This window comes from Thermosynechococcus sp. QKsg1 (assembly GCF_031586415.1).
GTDB lineage: Bacteria > Cyanobacteriota > Cyanobacteriia > Thermosynechococcales > Thermosynechococcaceae > Thermosynechococcus.
In genome coordinates this window covers 199,773-214,743 of sequence record NZ_CP134200.1, presented here as the reverse complement: position 1 = coordinate 214,743, position 14,971 = coordinate 199,773, and the positions used below count along the sequence as shown (strand labels likewise).

General features: G+C 55.1%; 13 protein-coding genes. 2 read left to right on the top strand and 11 right to left on the bottom strand.

Annotation, left to right across the window (positions count from 1 at the left end; all coding sequences use genetic code 11):
• Positions 1–99: 99 nt before the first annotated feature.
• Positions 100–1,023, bottom strand: coding sequence for a DUF928 domain-containing protein (locus tag RHP47_RS01040; protein ID WP_149817355.1), 924 nt, complete (start codon positions 1,021–1,023; stop codon positions 100–102).
• A gap of 156 nt (positions 1,024–1,179) precedes the next feature.
• Here RHP47_RS01040 and RHP47_RS01035 point away from each other — a divergent pair, with 156 nt between their 5' ends.
• The gene (locus tag RHP47_RS01035; protein ID WP_190278288.1) at positions 1,180–1,917 is read left to right on the top strand and encodes a 7-carboxy-7-deazaguanine synthase QueE; all 738 of its coding nucleotides are present in this window, start codon (positions 1,180–1,182) and stop codon (positions 1,915–1,917) included.
• Positions 1,918–1,930: 13 nt separating this feature from the next.
• On the opposite strand, the gene RHP47_RS01030 is transcribed toward RHP47_RS01035, so the two are convergent.
• The 6 genes from RHP47_RS01030 to RHP47_RS01005 form a co-directional block, all read right to left on the bottom strand.
• On the bottom strand, positions 1,931–3,115 hold the full coding sequence (locus RHP47_RS01030; protein ID WP_149817350.1) for a hypothetical protein: 1,185 nt from the start codon (positions 3,113–3,115) through the stop codon (positions 1,931–1,933).
• A 166-nt stretch (positions 3,116–3,281) separates the two neighbouring features.
• The gene (locus RHP47_RS01025; RefSeq protein ID WP_310840834.1) at positions 3,282–4,127 is read right to left on the bottom strand and encodes an EAL domain-containing protein; all 846 of its coding nucleotides are present in this window, start codon (positions 4,125–4,127) and stop codon (positions 3,282–3,284) included.
• A 524-nt stretch (positions 4,128–4,651) separates the two neighbouring features.
• Positions 4,652–5,647, bottom strand: coding sequence for an adenosylcobinamide-phosphate synthase CbiB (cbiB, locus tag RHP47_RS01020; RefSeq protein WP_310840833.1), 996 nt, complete (start codon positions 5,645–5,647; stop codon positions 4,652–4,654).
• A gap of 38 nt (positions 5,648–5,685) precedes the next feature.
• Entirely contained in the window at positions 5,686–6,756 is a 1,071-nt protein-coding gene (locus tag RHP47_RS01015; protein WP_286626213.1) for a Fe(3+) ABC transporter substrate-binding protein, read from the bottom strand.
• 65 nt (positions 6,757–6,821) lie between these two features.
• On the bottom strand, positions 6,822–7,169 hold the full coding sequence (locus RHP47_RS01010; protein ID WP_149821575.1) for a hypothetical protein: 348 nt from the start codon (positions 7,167–7,169) through the stop codon (positions 6,822–6,824).
• A 53-nt stretch (positions 7,170–7,222) separates the two neighbouring features.
• Positions 7,223–7,555, bottom strand: coding sequence for a hypothetical protein (locus tag RHP47_RS01005; protein ID WP_149817341.1), 333 nt, complete (start codon positions 7,553–7,555; stop codon positions 7,223–7,225).
• A 376-nt stretch (positions 7,556–7,931) separates the two neighbouring features.
• Between RHP47_RS01005 and RHP47_RS01000 the strand changes: the two genes are divergently transcribed.
• Complete coding sequence (locus RHP47_RS01000; RefSeq protein WP_149817339.1) at positions 7,932–9,440, top strand: pyruvate kinase; 1,509 nt, start codon at positions 7,932–7,934, stop codon at positions 9,438–9,440.
• An 8-nt stretch (positions 9,441–9,448) separates the two neighbouring features.
• On the opposite strand, the gene RHP47_RS00995 is transcribed toward RHP47_RS01000, so the two are convergent.
• From RHP47_RS00995 to RHP47_RS00980, 4 genes are all read right to left on the bottom strand, one after another.
• Positions 9,449–10,690, bottom strand: a complete 1,242-nt coding sequence (locus tag RHP47_RS00995) for an efflux RND transporter periplasmic adaptor subunit (protein WP_310840832.1) — start codon at positions 10,688–10,690, stop codon at positions 9,449–9,451.
• 37 nt (positions 10,691–10,727) lie between these two features.
• Positions 10,728–11,663, bottom strand: coding sequence for a DNA polymerase III subunit delta' (locus tag RHP47_RS00990; protein WP_286668857.1), 936 nt, complete (start codon positions 11,661–11,663; stop codon positions 10,728–10,730).
• On the bottom strand, positions 11,660–14,383 hold the full coding sequence (locus RHP47_RS00985; protein ID WP_310840831.1) for a CBS domain-containing protein: 2,724 nt from the start codon (positions 14,381–14,383) through the stop codon (positions 11,660–11,662). The genes RHP47_RS00990 and RHP47_RS00985 overlap by 4 nt, the downstream gene beginning before the upstream one ends.
• Positions 14,384–14,472: 89 nt before the next feature.
• Positions 14,473–14,967: an isoprenylcysteine carboxylmethyltransferase family protein gene (locus RHP47_RS00980; protein ID WP_149817331.1), complete on the bottom strand. Its 495-nt coding sequence runs from the start codon at positions 14,965–14,967 to the stop codon at positions 14,473–14,475.
• Between the last annotated feature and the right edge of the window lie 4 nt (positions 14,968–14,971).

Below are 14,971 nucleotides of genomic sequence, written 5' to 3'. Positions count from 1 at the left end.
GGCGCACGCTCCTGTCAATGCAGCCTACTCTCCATCCTACTGCAACTTGATGTGGGGTTTGGGGTCAGCCAACCGCCCTCAATATCGGCACAGGGGCAGCTATCGCAACAGCGGCATATTAACAATTTGGGGATCAATACCGGCACTCTTGAGCACATCTTGCCACTGCTGTTTGATGGCAGCATCATTGGGATTGCTTTGCTGCAACTCCACAAGGGTTGCCAAGGTATCATTCCAGAGTTGACTGGTGGCCAAAAGGGGCAGGCGATCGGCTGGCGGCATGGTGGTAATCACCTGGGCAAGGTTGCTGTCTAGCTCAGCCCGCTCAATCCAGCCCGTCACAAAGGGATTGGCATCGGGTTCATTGGGCTTACAGGTGAGGGAGAAGATCCACTGGTATTTTTGCCCCGGTTGTAGCTTCGCCTTACTGGCATCCACTGTCACAGGTAAAATGCCGGCCTTACCATTCAGGGGCACTTGTTGGGTGAGGAGCAGATCGCCAGCTTCTGAGAGCAGCATCAGTTCCGCCGATTTGGCCGTGCTTTGGGGAACAAAGAAAAAGAGACTGGGATTGGCCGCAGCGGTCATCCCCAAGTTGTTATCGGGCACAAGAGCGACAATTTTTGTCAGAGAGCCTTGGGTACATTCACCAAAGCGGGTGGCGCCTGCGATCCGTTGCCCTGGCATGCCGCGATTTGGGGGTACAAAGGTGAGACGGTTACTCGATTGGGCAGCGTAGCGATCGCGAGCAATATAGGCCTCGACATTACTCATCGCTGTGAGGGCATAGCGGTTACCGGGGCGCAGACTGAGGGCACGGCGGAAATTCACCAAGGCGGATTGATAGTCGCGTTTGGCGGTGAGTTGATACCCCCGCTGCATGTAGCGATCGAACTCACTGGCTTCCCTAGGGGAAGTTTGGCCAACAGCAGGTAACGATGGCAAAATAACTGGCAGGGCACCCATCCCCATTGCCAAGGTACCGACAAGCAGCCACGAAAGGCCAAAACGGTGGGCAGACATAGCACTTACCTACTGAACACGCTAACTATCTTTAAGGTACTATCGGAAAGAACGCCCGATTGTGATCAGGCTTGCACATCCCCTGTGATTTCTGTAAAAGAGCAGCAAACTAACGATCAGTTCTCCCTTGCACCGATCACGCTTCCCTTGGTGGAGATGTTCTCAGCGATTCAAGGGGAAGGCGCTAATGTGGGGTGTCGGCAAATTTTTATTCGCTTGGCGGGTTGTGATCTCCGCTGCACCTATTGTGACAGTGCCCACACATGGTTTGTTCCCGCCCATGCCCTAATTGAAGCACAAGCGGGCGATCGCCACTTTCAAACCGTACCCAATCCCGTCACTGCCGCCCATATTCTCGAAGCCGTACAGCAGCTCAATACTCCCCCCATCCACGACAGTATTAGCCTCACCGGCGGCGAACCGCTGCTCCATGCTGCAACACTGGCACCATTTTTGCCCCTCCTCAAAGCCCATAGCTCCCTGCCCCTCTACCTTGAAACTGGCGGACACCATCCAGAAGCACTGGAGCAAATTCTTCCCTATCTCGATAGTGTCGGCATGGACATTAAGCTCCCCAGCGTCAGTGGTGAGTGCCATTGGTCAGCCCATGAAGCCTTTTTGCGCCTGTGCGATCGCGCCCCTGTCGAGGTCTTTTGCAAAGTAATTATTTCCCAAACCACCGACCCTGCCGATCTCGATTGTCTCAGTGCCCTTGTGGCCAGCGTCAATCCCCATATCCCGGTCTTTCTCCAACCTGTAACGCCCGTAGGTACCGGTCGCTGTACCCCCCCACCCACCCCGGAACAACTCCTCAGGTGGCAAGCGCAATTGAAGGCACAGCTGACCCAAGTGCGCGTCGTCCCCCAAACCCATAAATATCTCGGCCAGCGCTAGGGGTATTTTTTAATCACTTTTTGATCAAAATGTAGGCACGGACATAATTGGGGATGCGACGGGCAGCCGCTTGGTAGGTAGCACGGTCTGGAAAAATTCCCGCTAGAAAGTCCAACTGATAGAGATTGGGCATAAAGGCTCCTCCTGTATCGGCAATCACACCGAGGCGCAGTTTAGGCTGACCGCCTTGGGTATCTTCAACCACAATGACTCGCCCAAGACCGATATTCCAGACATCCCCCGCAAAGGTGACTTCAGGTTCAATGTTAATTTTGTTCTCAATGGTGCTGCCGTAGCCCTTGATGGCGGCCACTTGGCGAAAGTACCAATAGCGTTGCTGCTCGTAGGGGGAAAGCCCCTTGACGAAGGGAATATCATTATTGCGATCCACATTGAAAAAGGCTTCAGTGCCATCGGTAAATTGCACCAGAATCGTCCCCTGCATCAGGGCATCCTCAAGCCCTCTCCTCGTCAAGTAGGCCAAAGGCTTCACCCGTCCATAGAGGGAGCCACCCGGTTCAAAAATCCCTTTCAGTACCTGTTGCTTTGTCAGTTGCTTATAAAATAAGTCCTCGCGTTGATCGGGAACATGGGGCGGCAGAGCATAAAGCGCCGTATTGTACGTCTCTGTGCGGGTGCGTGATCCGCGATGGGTAAATACCGCGTAGTTGGTGAGGCGCAATTCCTCAGTTTGATTTGGATTGCGGGGATTGTGGGGCAGCCATTGAATGACGCGAAAGTGCTGATTAATAAATGCGGGATCTTGCAAACGAATTGGGCGCTTGCGGCTAATATCCTCCGTGAGCGTTGCAATCATGAAATCTAGGGTGTCGAGGACTTGGGGCAACGTCACCCCCTGAATCGCCAGAATGCCCTCCCGCTGGGTAATGGGGTCTGTGTCACTAAAGTCTTGAAAATACTGGCGAGTGCTACGCAACACTTGCAGCAGCTTCATCGGGGCGGTGCTAATGCGGTGGGCGGGCAGGGGGCGATCGCGAAACAGGTTCCGCCCATCCACTTGAAACTGGGGCTGGCCAAACTCATCCAGCGCGGTGTACAGAGGAGATACAGCCACAGGGGACGTTGTAACTGTTGCAGATGCTTCTACTGGTGCTGAGGGAACCGTTACCGCTTGACAGCCCACTGCCAAAAACATCAGACTCAGACGACTTGCCGCACTCAGCCAATAGAAACGCATAAGTAGACCTTGAACATGCTTAGCCTGCACTCCCTAATCCTCGCATCGCAGATGGGGGTTAAGGCGCGGCAATGTAGGGAAGCGGAGTGGCCAATCGATTCATCATCCTAACCTTATGTGGAAAACTACACAAGGGATGCTGCTCTCACACCTATGGGAAGTGTCGTCATCTCAACCGCATTTGAGGAATTGACCAGTGGATCACTTGGGAATAGGGAAGTGGCTCTGTGAGCAGGTAGCCTTGAGTGGCCTTACAGCCAAGGTGGTGGAGGAGTTGCCCTTGCCCCCAAGTTTCTACACCTTCGGCGACAGTGGGAATCTCTAAACCGTTGGCTAAGTCAATAATGGCTTTGACAATTGCTTGGTCTTGGCGATTGCCTGCAATCTCAGTAATAAACGAGCGATCAATTTTTAGCCCAGTGATCGGGAATTGTTTCAGATAGTTCAGTGAGGCGTAACCAGTGCCAAAATCATCCAGCGTGATCCCCACCCCAAGGGCACGCAACTCTTGAAGGATTAACTGCGTTCGTTGGACGTGATGGATGGCCGTGGTTTCTGTAATTTCCAAGGTGAGTAATTCGGGAGGAAGGTGGGCGTTCCGCAGGCACTGGCTGACTTCTTCGACAAGATTCATGTGCAAAAACTGCCGTGCCGACAGGTTTACCGCTACTCCTACGCCAGCTAATCCCTGTTGTTGCCATGCTTGGTAGTCGCGACAGGCCTGTTGGAGAACCCAGCGGCCAATAGCAAGGATCAGACCATTTTCTTCAGCAATATCAATAAAGTGTTTGGGATAGAGCAAGCCCTGCCGAGGATGGTGCCAGCGCAGTAATGCTTCAATGGCGTGAATTTTGCCTCTTGTGAGATCCAGTTGGGGCTGATAGTAAATTGAGAGTTCGCCGCGTTCAAGGGCCCCATGGAGATCGTTTTCAAGGCGCAGGAGTTCCGGGGCAAGGGCATTGAGACTATTGGTGTAGAACTGATACGTGTTGCAGCCTGTTTCCTTCGCCACGGTGGTGTACTCTCACAGGAAAAGAGAAACCCCAAGAGTTGATCCATCAATTGGGTGAGGCGCTGCGGATTTTCGGCGAGGGGACTATGGCTTGGCTCATGCTGCAGAAAGACAACAATGAATCCGGATGCCGATGCTGTCTCCCTGAGGGGAACCATGGTGAAGCAGAGTTCGCGGTGGCAACCTTGCAGGGGCATTTGCTGGTGCCAACACTGGTCCAAAAAGGTTAGCAGTGCTCCATCCTGAAGCAGTGAAGCTACGGAGAGGTGATTCCCCAAAAGCTGCTGGCCAATGCTGTTGGCGCTAATGACTTGATATTGGGGTGGGCGGGTGGCAGAAACACCAATCAGTAGTAGCCCTTGGGCACTATAACTAAAAAGAATCTCCAACAGGCGATCGGTCATGGAGAGGGAGGAAGCGGCCAGTGTCTGGCCTTGCAGAGGAGAGGGCTGAACCACGGCCACTGTTTCTAAATTTTATTTCTTAATCCATCTACTCTAAACGACTCTGGCCAAGATGAATTGCTAAATGGAAAACACTTTATGCCACACCAAAACGATGCCGCCTGTGGCTGTAAGGGTGATCAGGTAGAGGGAACGGCTGAGCCGCAGAGCCGCAATAATCGTGCCTTGATCAATGGGGTGCAGCGGTTCTCCTAAAAAGGGTTTCACTTTCACCGTGCCGCGATAGGTATTCGTACCCCCCAGCCGTACGCCAAAAGCAGCTGCATAGGCACACTCACTCCAACCGGAATTGGGACTGGGATCCTTGGGCGCATCCCGGCAACACCACTGCCACACTCGCTGCCACTGCCCGGAGCAAAGGGCAACCAGAAAGACGAACCACCGACAGGGCAACCACGTGAGCACATCATCGGTTTTGGCAGCAAACCATCCCCAGTGGGTGTAGGGTGGCTCGCGATAGCCAATCATTGAGTCCAAGGTACTGGCAGCTTTGTAGGCCATCACGAAGGGCAGGGGCGTCAGTTGAGGCACCCACAGGGTGGCGATCGCCCCATAAAAGAGTGGCGCCATCATGCCATCGGTGGTATTTTCACTGACGGTTTCCAGAACCGCCCGCAGAATCTCAGGTGCCTCTAGATGGGCAGTCTCGCGACCCACATACTTGGCCAAGGACTGGCGTGCCCCCTCAAGATTGCTAGCCGCCAAAGGTACCAATACCTCTGCCGCTGCATCCCGCAGACTACGACCCGCAAAGCCACTGGCCGTGCCCACGACTGCAATCCCCCAACCGAGGAGGGGCGAAATCCTCATCCCCAGTGCCACCACCCCCCAACTGATGAGGGCAGAACCTAGGATTAAGCTCAGTGTCAGCAGCGCCCCCCCCAACCGCTGTCCCCAAACTGGCCAGCCTTGGCCATAGTTGAACCTGTTGCTAAGGGATTGAATATACGCTCCCATCCAGCGCACGGGATGCGGCCAGCCCCAAGGATCCCCAAGGCCAAAGTCAAGGAGGGCAGCAGCCAGAAGAATCGTGTAGGCAATGAAGGGGCAAGACACAGGAACGATCAACGGGGGCGATCGCTCATTTTAGAACCTTAGCGCCACCCCGCCCGATCCATGAGCCGCAGAGCCTCGGCATTGTTGCGGCCAAACACTGCAGCATTGACATTTTGGCCACGGAAGTTGCCAAACTGGCGCACAACCGGATGCAGGGGTACCCCGGCGCGCACGGGATATTCAAAGTTGGCCATGGCAAACATTTCCTGCGCCCTAGGACTCACTAAGTATTCGAGAAAACGAATGGCCGCTTGCCGGTTGGGGGCACCCGCCACCACGCCGCCACCACAGATATTGACATGGGCACCGCGATCGCGCTGATTTGGGAAGAACAAACCGACCTTCTCAGCAACTGCGCGGTCTTCTGCTTTATCTGAGGCCATTAATCGAGCGAGGTAGTAATGATTTGTAATTGCAATACTTCCAACACCCGCTGCACAAGCGCGAATTTGTGCGGTGTCATTTCCCTCTGGGGGTCGGGCAAAGTTGGCAACCAATCCCCGCACCCACTCTTCTGTTCTTTGAGGACCATGAATCGCCAGCAGTGAGCCTACCAAGGATTGGTTATAGACATGGCTGGAGCTGCGTGTGAGGATCTGCCGCCGCCACCTAGGATTGGCCAAGTCTTCGTAGGTGGAGAGTTGGTTGGGATTCACTTTGGATTTATCGTAAATCAGGACACGCACCCGCCGCGAGAGACCAAACCAGTGTCCTTGAGGCTCCCGTAGGTTGGCTGGCACAACGCTATTGAGTACCCTTGACTGAATCGGCTGCAAAAGACCGGCCTGCTGGGCTCGCCACAAGCGACCGGCATCCACCGTAATCAACACATCGGCAGGACTCCGACTGCCCTCACTGCGAATCCGTTCAATTAGGGCATCAGCCTCAGCTTCAATGAGATTGACCCGAATGCCAGTTTGCTCGGTGAAACCGTTGTAGAGGGCTTTGTCGGTATCGTAGTGCCGTGCTGAATAGACATTGATCACACCCCCTGCCTGCCGCTGTTGAGCATTGCTCGATTCTGCTTTTTGGTTCCAGAGGTGGTGGGCGACATAGGCCGTTGCCCCAGCGCCCATGCCTAGGAGTACACGGCGACCGACTTTCTGCATAATTGAGAATTTCTCCTAAATCCAATCTGAAAAATATTCTAGGACGATGGCTTCGTTTTTGCAATTTAGTTGCAATAAGTTAAGTCTTTGCTGTACCACCACTGGCGATCGCTAGGGGATAGCTCCACCCAATAGAGCGTAATCACCATCATTGCCCCCGTTTCGAGGTGGCGCACCCAATAGCTGGGATGCCGTTTTGTGGCACTGTCGAGGACAAGCCGCCGACCAATGCGCCGCCAACTGGGTTCTTTGCTGCGCCAAGCGATGCGGCAACAGGGCCACGGTAACTGCTCGCGGTCAAAAAGGCGACAACAGGCACCGACCACTTCATAGCTAAAGGAATAGCCGGGACTGTAGAACTGAGTCCCACTCCCTAAGACCGGTGGTTGTTCTATGGTTGAATCTAAGCCAATCAAGGGGATGCGCTAGCGTGCAGGCCAGCTTCTCAGTGTATCAGGAATCCCCCCTAAGGTTCTTGGGCGGCAATCAAAAGGGCACAGCAGCTAAATCCGACCACAAGGGGGAACAAGGACTGCAGCCAGCCACTCAAGCCCGTGGTGACTAGGGCGATCGCCAGTGCCAACATCTGGAGGCGGCGTTGCTGCGGCGATGGAGCCGTTGGCAGTTCAACGAGTTGCAGTCCCTCAGTGGGCAAGGGCAGGGGCATCACGCCGCCAGGGGGAAATGCCCAATACTGGTACTGCTCAATAAAGAGATCTGTCCAGCCATGTTCTTGGCACCAGGCCACTGCGGACTGATAAGAGTATTTGAGTAATTGCAACGAAGGATGACGATCCATAGGGGCACTGGTCAGGGCAAGACAATGAACATCTCTATTGAGAACATAACAGAACTGGGAAATCGGTTTGGAACCCTTGTAGTAACTCTTAATCCTTTTGCTTAGGAGAAAATTAAGATTCCCGAAAGAGGTCAGCAGATATACTGAAAGATAGATAGAGTTGTGCCAGAAAGCACAACGGTTCCTACACAACTGTTCGTTGCAGCCGAGTGATGTAAAGAAGTGTTTATTTATGTTTTGCAGTCAGGGGTATTGTTAAGCCATCAATAAATGGTTTTCAACAATCATTAAAATTTCCTCAAACCCTTATTAAGTCTTGCTTTGCCATGAATCCAAACCAATCATGAAATCCCTTAAAACCATCTAGGAGGCGGTCATGTTGCTGGAGGCACCGACTGTACCAGTTTCCCCCATTGCCTTGCTCCATAGCCTGTTAGAACTGCGGCAGGAAATTACCAAAGAAGGGGAAGCCCGTTTTCAACAGTGGCAATCAAAAATTAAGCGATCCGAATTTATACCTAGTGCCCGCAATCTTGCCTACTATTTGGCCTTGCGCTGGCGGGATCTACGGGCAATTCAAATGGCCTTGATGCCTTGGGGGTTATCGTCCTTAGGGCGGATTGAGTCGCGGGTGCTCCCCAATTTGGATGCGGTGATCAATACTTTGGGCGCCCTGTGCCATACCCATGAGTCACTGCCCCCCCGCCCACCCTTAGATGCCTTTTTTGCGGGCGATCGCCAACTGCGCCGCCAGACGGAAGAACTCTTTGGTCCGATTCGGGGCAAACGCCATGGGCGCATCATGGTGACCCTGCCCCCTGAGGCGGCGACTGACCCCCAATGGAGTATTACGCTCCTGCGCAAGGGGATGAACTGTGCTCGGATCAACTGTGCCCACGATGACCCCGCCACTTGGGAAGCGATGATTGAGCACCTGCAAGCGGCAAGCCACATTACGGGTCAACCCTGCAAAATTCTCATGGACTTGGGGGGGCCAAAACCCCGCATTGCCGACATTTTTCCTGAGGTGGTGCGCCTCCACGGCGGCGATCGCCTGCGCTTGACTACAGCAATTTGCCCTGATGGCGGAGAAATACCGCAATTCACCTGCTCCTTGCCAGAAATTTTGCCGCAATTGGAGGTGGGGCAGCGGATTTGGATTGACGATGGTCACATTGGCGGTCGCATTGTCAGCAAAGATGAGCAAGGGGTGGAACTGACTATCACCCACTGCAAAGAAGGACAGCGGTTGAAAGTGGCCAAAGGCTTAAACTTCCCCGATAGTGATTTGCGCCTGTGTCCTCTGACCGCAAGCGATCGCGAGCATCTGGCCTTTGCTTGCCGCCATGCCGACATCATTGGCTACTCCTACGTCCAGTCCGCCGAGGATATTGCCCTACTGCAACGGGAACTGGAGCATTGTTGTGGCGATCGCGCCGACCAGATGGGCATCATTGCCAAAATTGAGACCCCGAAAGCAATTCGAGCACTGCCAGAACTGATCATCCAAGCGGCGGGTCGGCAACCCTTTGGCGTCATGATTGCCCGGGGTGATCTCGCAGTTGAAATTGGCTACCAACGCTTGGCAGAAATGCAGGAGGAAATCCTCTGGCTCTGTGAAGCCGCCCATGTGCCCGTGGTTTGGGCGACCCAAGTCCTTGAAAACTTGGTGAAAAAAGGCGTGCCCTCCCGTGCAGAAATCACGGATGCAGCGATGGCGGAGCGAGCGGAGTGTGTCATGCTCAACAAAGGCCCCTATGTGGGACTGGCAGTAGATATCCTCGATGATGTCCTTGCCCGCATGGAAGCCCACCAGCAGAAGAAAACACCGCAACTGCGGGCACTGCACTCGTGGCACCCCTACGAGACAATTGTGCGCCAATAAACCTCTAGTTAGCCCTCAGAGAGAATGCTGGGGCGAATTTTATCCCCGTCCCGCAGGGGTCGACCCGAACGGACGACATAGCGATCGCCGGCATTCAAACCACTGAGGATTTCTACTTTGCCCTCCCGCCGTTGGCCTAGGGTGACCTGCCGCTCCTGCACGCGATCGCCAACCACCACAAAAACGCTGCCTTGCCGTGAGGATAGTTGCCCCGCCTCAAAACCACTGAGGGCGGATTGCGGAATCATCAAGCGCGGCGCATTCGCTCCTTGGAAGGCCACCCGTGCCAGTAAACCACTGCCCAGGCGTTCATCGGCATTGTCAATCACGACTTCCACAGGAATCAGACGGGCAGCGGCGGCGGCAGGTGAAATTCGCGTAATCCGTCCTTCATAGGTGCGGTTGGGCACGGCATCAAACGTCACTGTTGCCCCTTGGCCGGGAGCTAATCTCGCTAATTCCCGTTCCGAGACTTCCACAACAACTTTGAGTTGACGAATATCGCCAAGGCGAAGAACTTCTCCCCCCGGTTGCAGTAGGTTGCCCACTTCTGTCAGTCGCTCTAGCACCACGCCATTGAGGGGCGATCGCAGGAGGGCTTGATTCAACCGTGCCCGTGCCTGTTGGACAAAGGCGGTTTGGGCTTGGACTCGTCCTTGGGCAACGGCCACCCCCTGTTGGGCGGTCACCACCTCTGCTTCACGAGACCGCAGTACCTGCCGTGCTGTTTGCGCCGTTGTGCGTGCCTGTTCCGCTGCTTGCGCTGAGACGGCACCATCCCGCAGCAGGGTTTCAAGGCGGCGGGCGTCACTTTCCGCCTGTTGGAGGGTAAGACGGGCTTCTTCGACGGCTGTACGGGCGCGATTGACGGCGGCTTGGGCTTGGATCACCTCGTTGCGACGGGCAGCCAGTTCTGCCTCTGCTGCAAAGACGGCATTTTTCAGCACAATGGGATCCACCTCTGCAAGGAGTTGCCCCGCTTGAACGCGATCGCCCACATCCACGCCAAGGCGAATCACTTGACCTTCCACCTGCGATCGCACCATCACTTCACGGTAGGGGCGAGTGGTACCTGTCAGGGTTGAGCCTGTTTCCAGCCGTTCCAAGCGTGCCACCGCCACATCAGCAGCGACCCCTTCCCTTTCTGGTCGCGCGACTGCCGGTGATTCTAAGCGATTTATTGCCGACTGGCACCCCCCCAAGAGCACCGCGATCGCGATCGCCCCCAGCCATTGTTGTTTCGCCATCATCTGTCTATTTATCTTCCCAACTGCTGCCGATAGCCTATCACACCGTCCCCAACTGCATCAGTAACACCTCCCAGACAAGGCGAGGCTGAACGTACTGCTGCAAATACTGACGGGCACGCTCCAATTGCTGAAGCATAGACACCTTCTGCGGGAACGATCCCCCTTGCCAAATTTGCTGCTGCATTAGACCGAGGAGCCAGAGCTGTCGTTCCACATCAAGGGATTGGCTAATATCTCGTGCCAATTCCAAAGCAGTTTGTAAAGGGAGGGGTGTGGTCAATTGTTTGCCGAGGTGGCGGAACGGCTCAGGAATCTCTCGCCATGTTTGCCACGCTTGCAGAACTGCTCCTGGGGAGCCAGCTCCTAGGTCAAAGAGGGCGGGGCTAACCTCCTGCCAAAATTCAGGGGGGGCGACCTGTCGCAGAACCTGCTCCAGATCCGAACGATTCAGGGGATAGAAGGGAATTTTCTGACAACGGGAAACTATCGTATTCAAGAGCGCTGACGGACTGGGAGCAATGAGAATCAACGTGGCATGCCCCGGTTCTTCGAGGGTTTTTAGCAGGGCATTGGCGGCGGCTTCGTTCATGGTTTCAGCTTGGGTCAAGACCACTAGCGATCGCGACGCACGCATCGGCGGTTGGCTGAGGTGACGGCTGAGTTGGCGAATTTGCTCTAGACGAATCTGGGGGGCACTGCGGGGAATCTCCTTCTCAGCGGCGACGAGTTGGCGACGGGTGTAGAGCGTCCCTTGGATACTGTAGGTGGGTTCAATCCAGAGGACATCCGGGTGGTTGCTGAGATCCTTGGCCTCGTTGAGAATCGCTTGCAGAAAACAGCGGGCAGTGAGGGCACGGCCTACCCCTTCAGGTCCAACAAAGAGATAGGCGGGGGCGAGTCGCTGGCGATCGAGGGCATGGGTCAAGAGTTGAACAGCGGTTGGCTGACCAATGACGGAGCGAAACCAATTCATGGTTTGGGGAAATGGGCTTTAACATAGGCAATGGCACTGGGGCGATCGCTGACAAGGCCATCAAGCATTGCCGATCGCAGGGCAAGGAGAATTTGCCGTAACTGCGGTCCGCGAGGATAGCCCAACTGTTGCAGATCATGGCCATTTAGGGGCGGCTTTTGCAATCGCCAATGCCAGAGATACTCCCGCAATAGGGCGACATCCCCTAAATCAGCTTCGCTACCTTTTGCCTGCTGTACTGCGGCCAAAAGCACAATGATGGGTAGGGGCTGACGCTCTAAAAATTCACAGTAGCGACTGCGCTGTTGCTGGCTCTGCCGCAATCTCTGCCACTCCTGTTGGCATTGAGGAAAAGTGTCCAGCCACTCACAGATATGCTCCCCCAGTTGCAGTTGACGGGCGATCGCCTCCGCCGTGGGGACAGTCACAATCAAGGCCAAGAGTTCTAGCTCCCACAGGGGGAAGGTTTGCCACTCTCGCCGCTCAGGAATCTCTGGCCACCACTCCCACACTAGTCTGAGGCGCACCTTGGCCGCCTGATCAAACTTCACTTGGCGATCTAAACACTCAAGGGCACCCAATTCCGCGAGTAACGTCAAGGCACGCTCACCGCCAAAGTATTCCGTTGGCGCAAGGGGGAGTTCAAGGATGTGGCGCAGTTCATTGCGCAGCCGACTTTGCAGGGAAGGCCGTTTTGAGGTGGGGCGATCGCGGGTGGCAAAGACACCGCTGGTGAGGGCATATTCAATATATTGGCGGGTTTGCAGCTCCAGTTCAAATCCCAGACGCACAGCAAAACGCACGGCTCGAAAAATCCGCGTCGGGTCTTCAATAAAGCTATTGGGGTGGAGCACCCGAATCAGTCGCCGCTGCAAATCCTCCCGTCCGCCAAAGAAGTCCAGAACCTCCCCGTGGCGCGGTGGCGTCAGGCGCATAGCAAGGGCATTGATGGTAAAGTCGCGGCGGTAGAGATCTTGGCGAATCGAACTGGCGGCCACTTCCGGATGCGCCGCCGGATAGGGATAAAACTCACTGCGGGCGGTGGCAATATCCACAGCAAACCCGGCTAAGGGCAAGGCCTTCGGCCAGTGGAGCGCCGCGGTTTGAAACTGGCCATAGATTTGTAAATCCGTCTCTGGGTAAAGGTCATGGAGCGCTTGTGCCAAATGCACGCCAGCAGCTTCCTCCTGTTGCACCCCATCCACCACCAAATCAAACTCCCGTGTCGGTAAATGGTGATTCCCTTGGGCAATGGCCAACAGCAGATCCCGCACGGCGCCACCCACAAGGTATAGTTGCCAGCCGCGTTCCTTGGCGATCGCTGCCGCCCGTTGCAGTAGCGCCCACAGTTGCTCCGGCAGCCGTTGTTGCAGTGCCTCGTAAAGATTTAGGGTTGGCAAGGGGCAGACCGTTTCCGTTTCGCGGCTGAGGGCATAGAGGTGGCGCAGCACATCGGTACGGGTGACAATTCCCACAAGATCACCTTGCTCATTCACCACCGGTAGCCGCCCAATATCGTACTGCACCATTAGGGCTTGAATCTCTGGCAGTGGCGTTGTCGGGGAAACCGTGCGCACCGGTGCTTTCATGTATCCTTTGACCGGGGCATGGGCAAAGCCGTGGTGCAGCGCTACATCCAAATCTCGCCGTGAAATAATCCCCAGCAGTTCCCCTGCGGCACTCACCACCGACAGACCAGAGTGGCCATAGCGCAGCAAGACGCGGTGGGCATCGGCAATGGGGGTTTCTGGACGTACTGTTCGTACGGGTGAGGACATGAGTTCTGCCGCTGTTGGCGGATGGGGAATCTGTGCTTGAAGCGCTGTAAATATCTCTTTGAGCACCGCCTCTGGCTGGTCTGTGGTCATCGTCACTGCGGCGGCTTGGGCATGGCCACCCCCGCCAAGGGGAGCCAGCAAATGGGCAACATTGACATTGGGAATTTGGCTGCGGGCAATAATGGCGAGATGATGTTGGCGATAGCAGTGGCCAAGGAGAATGGCATCGCATTCACTGAGATCCGCCAATTGGGTGATTAACCGCGAGAGGCCGGGGAGATACTCCGCTGTGTGCAGCAGTACCCAGCCCAGCCGATAGCCCTGATAAACCACTTGCTGGAGATTTGCCCACGCCTGCTGCAAATAGGGTTGCAGATCTGCACTCAAGCCAGCCTCGGAATAGGTGGCGATCGCCCGCTGATTGGCCCCTTGGCTCAACAGCCACGCCAAGGCCTGCACATCCCGCACCGTGGTTTGCTCAAAGGTCAAGGAACCCGTATCCGCATGAATCCCTAGGGCGAGAACCGTTGCTTCTGTGGGTGTCAGGCGAATCTCTGCGGTCTGCAACTGTTCGCAAATAATGGTGCTGGTTGCCCCCACGGGTTCTAACCATTGCTGCTGGGGGACAATATCCCCCGTCATCTCTAAATGGTGATCGTACAGGCCAATTTGGACTTGGGGTTGATCCAGCCATCCTGCGGCTTGCCCCAATTGGCGGCGCCACTGTGTATCCACCACCCAAATCTGGCGCAATTGACGGGGGTCAACGGCTCTTGCTTCAATGAGGGGATATTCATCGCGATGGTAGGCCAAAAATTCCCCCACCTTGGGATGGGTTCCCCCAGTCAAGACAATTTTGGTTCCCGGATAAAGGCGTGTGACACCGACGGCTGCCCCAAGGGTGTCAAAATCAGCAATTTGATGACAAAGGACAACATTCATCAGAACTTCCGCAAGGGGGCGGTGGCGAGAGTTTTCAACTCCCCTGTATCCAGTCTGCGGCAAGTTGTGTTCCAGCAAAAGGACAAAAATTAGTAGAGAAGAGGAATCAGTTTCTTCACCGTTTGCCGATAGGTTGGGTAGTCCTTAAACTTGGCCGATAGCCACTGTTCTTCTTGAGCGGCCTTGCGGTCAAAGAAAATGAAGAGGGCGATCGCCCCCAGCCCGTGGGAAAGACTCATTTGCCATACACCATAGGCCAAGGCCAAAAAGATCACACTGCTATAGATCGGATGGCGCACCCAAGCATAAACCCCCGTGGTTACTAACTGACTGTCCTCCTTGGGATGGGGTAGGGGTGTCAAGTTGTTCCCTAGGTGAAACAAGCCAGCAATGCCTAGACCAAGGCCAATCAGCCCCAAGCCAAGGGTCAATCCTAGGCGCACCACCAAGGGTAGGCTAACCACTCGTACCACTGGCAAGAGAATAAAGCCGATACTGAGTACCGTTTGGCCAATGACCCAAAATTCTCCCCGTTGATTGCGCCACCAGTCTTTGCTGAAGCCCCACTCTTGCAGTTTATTCACCTTG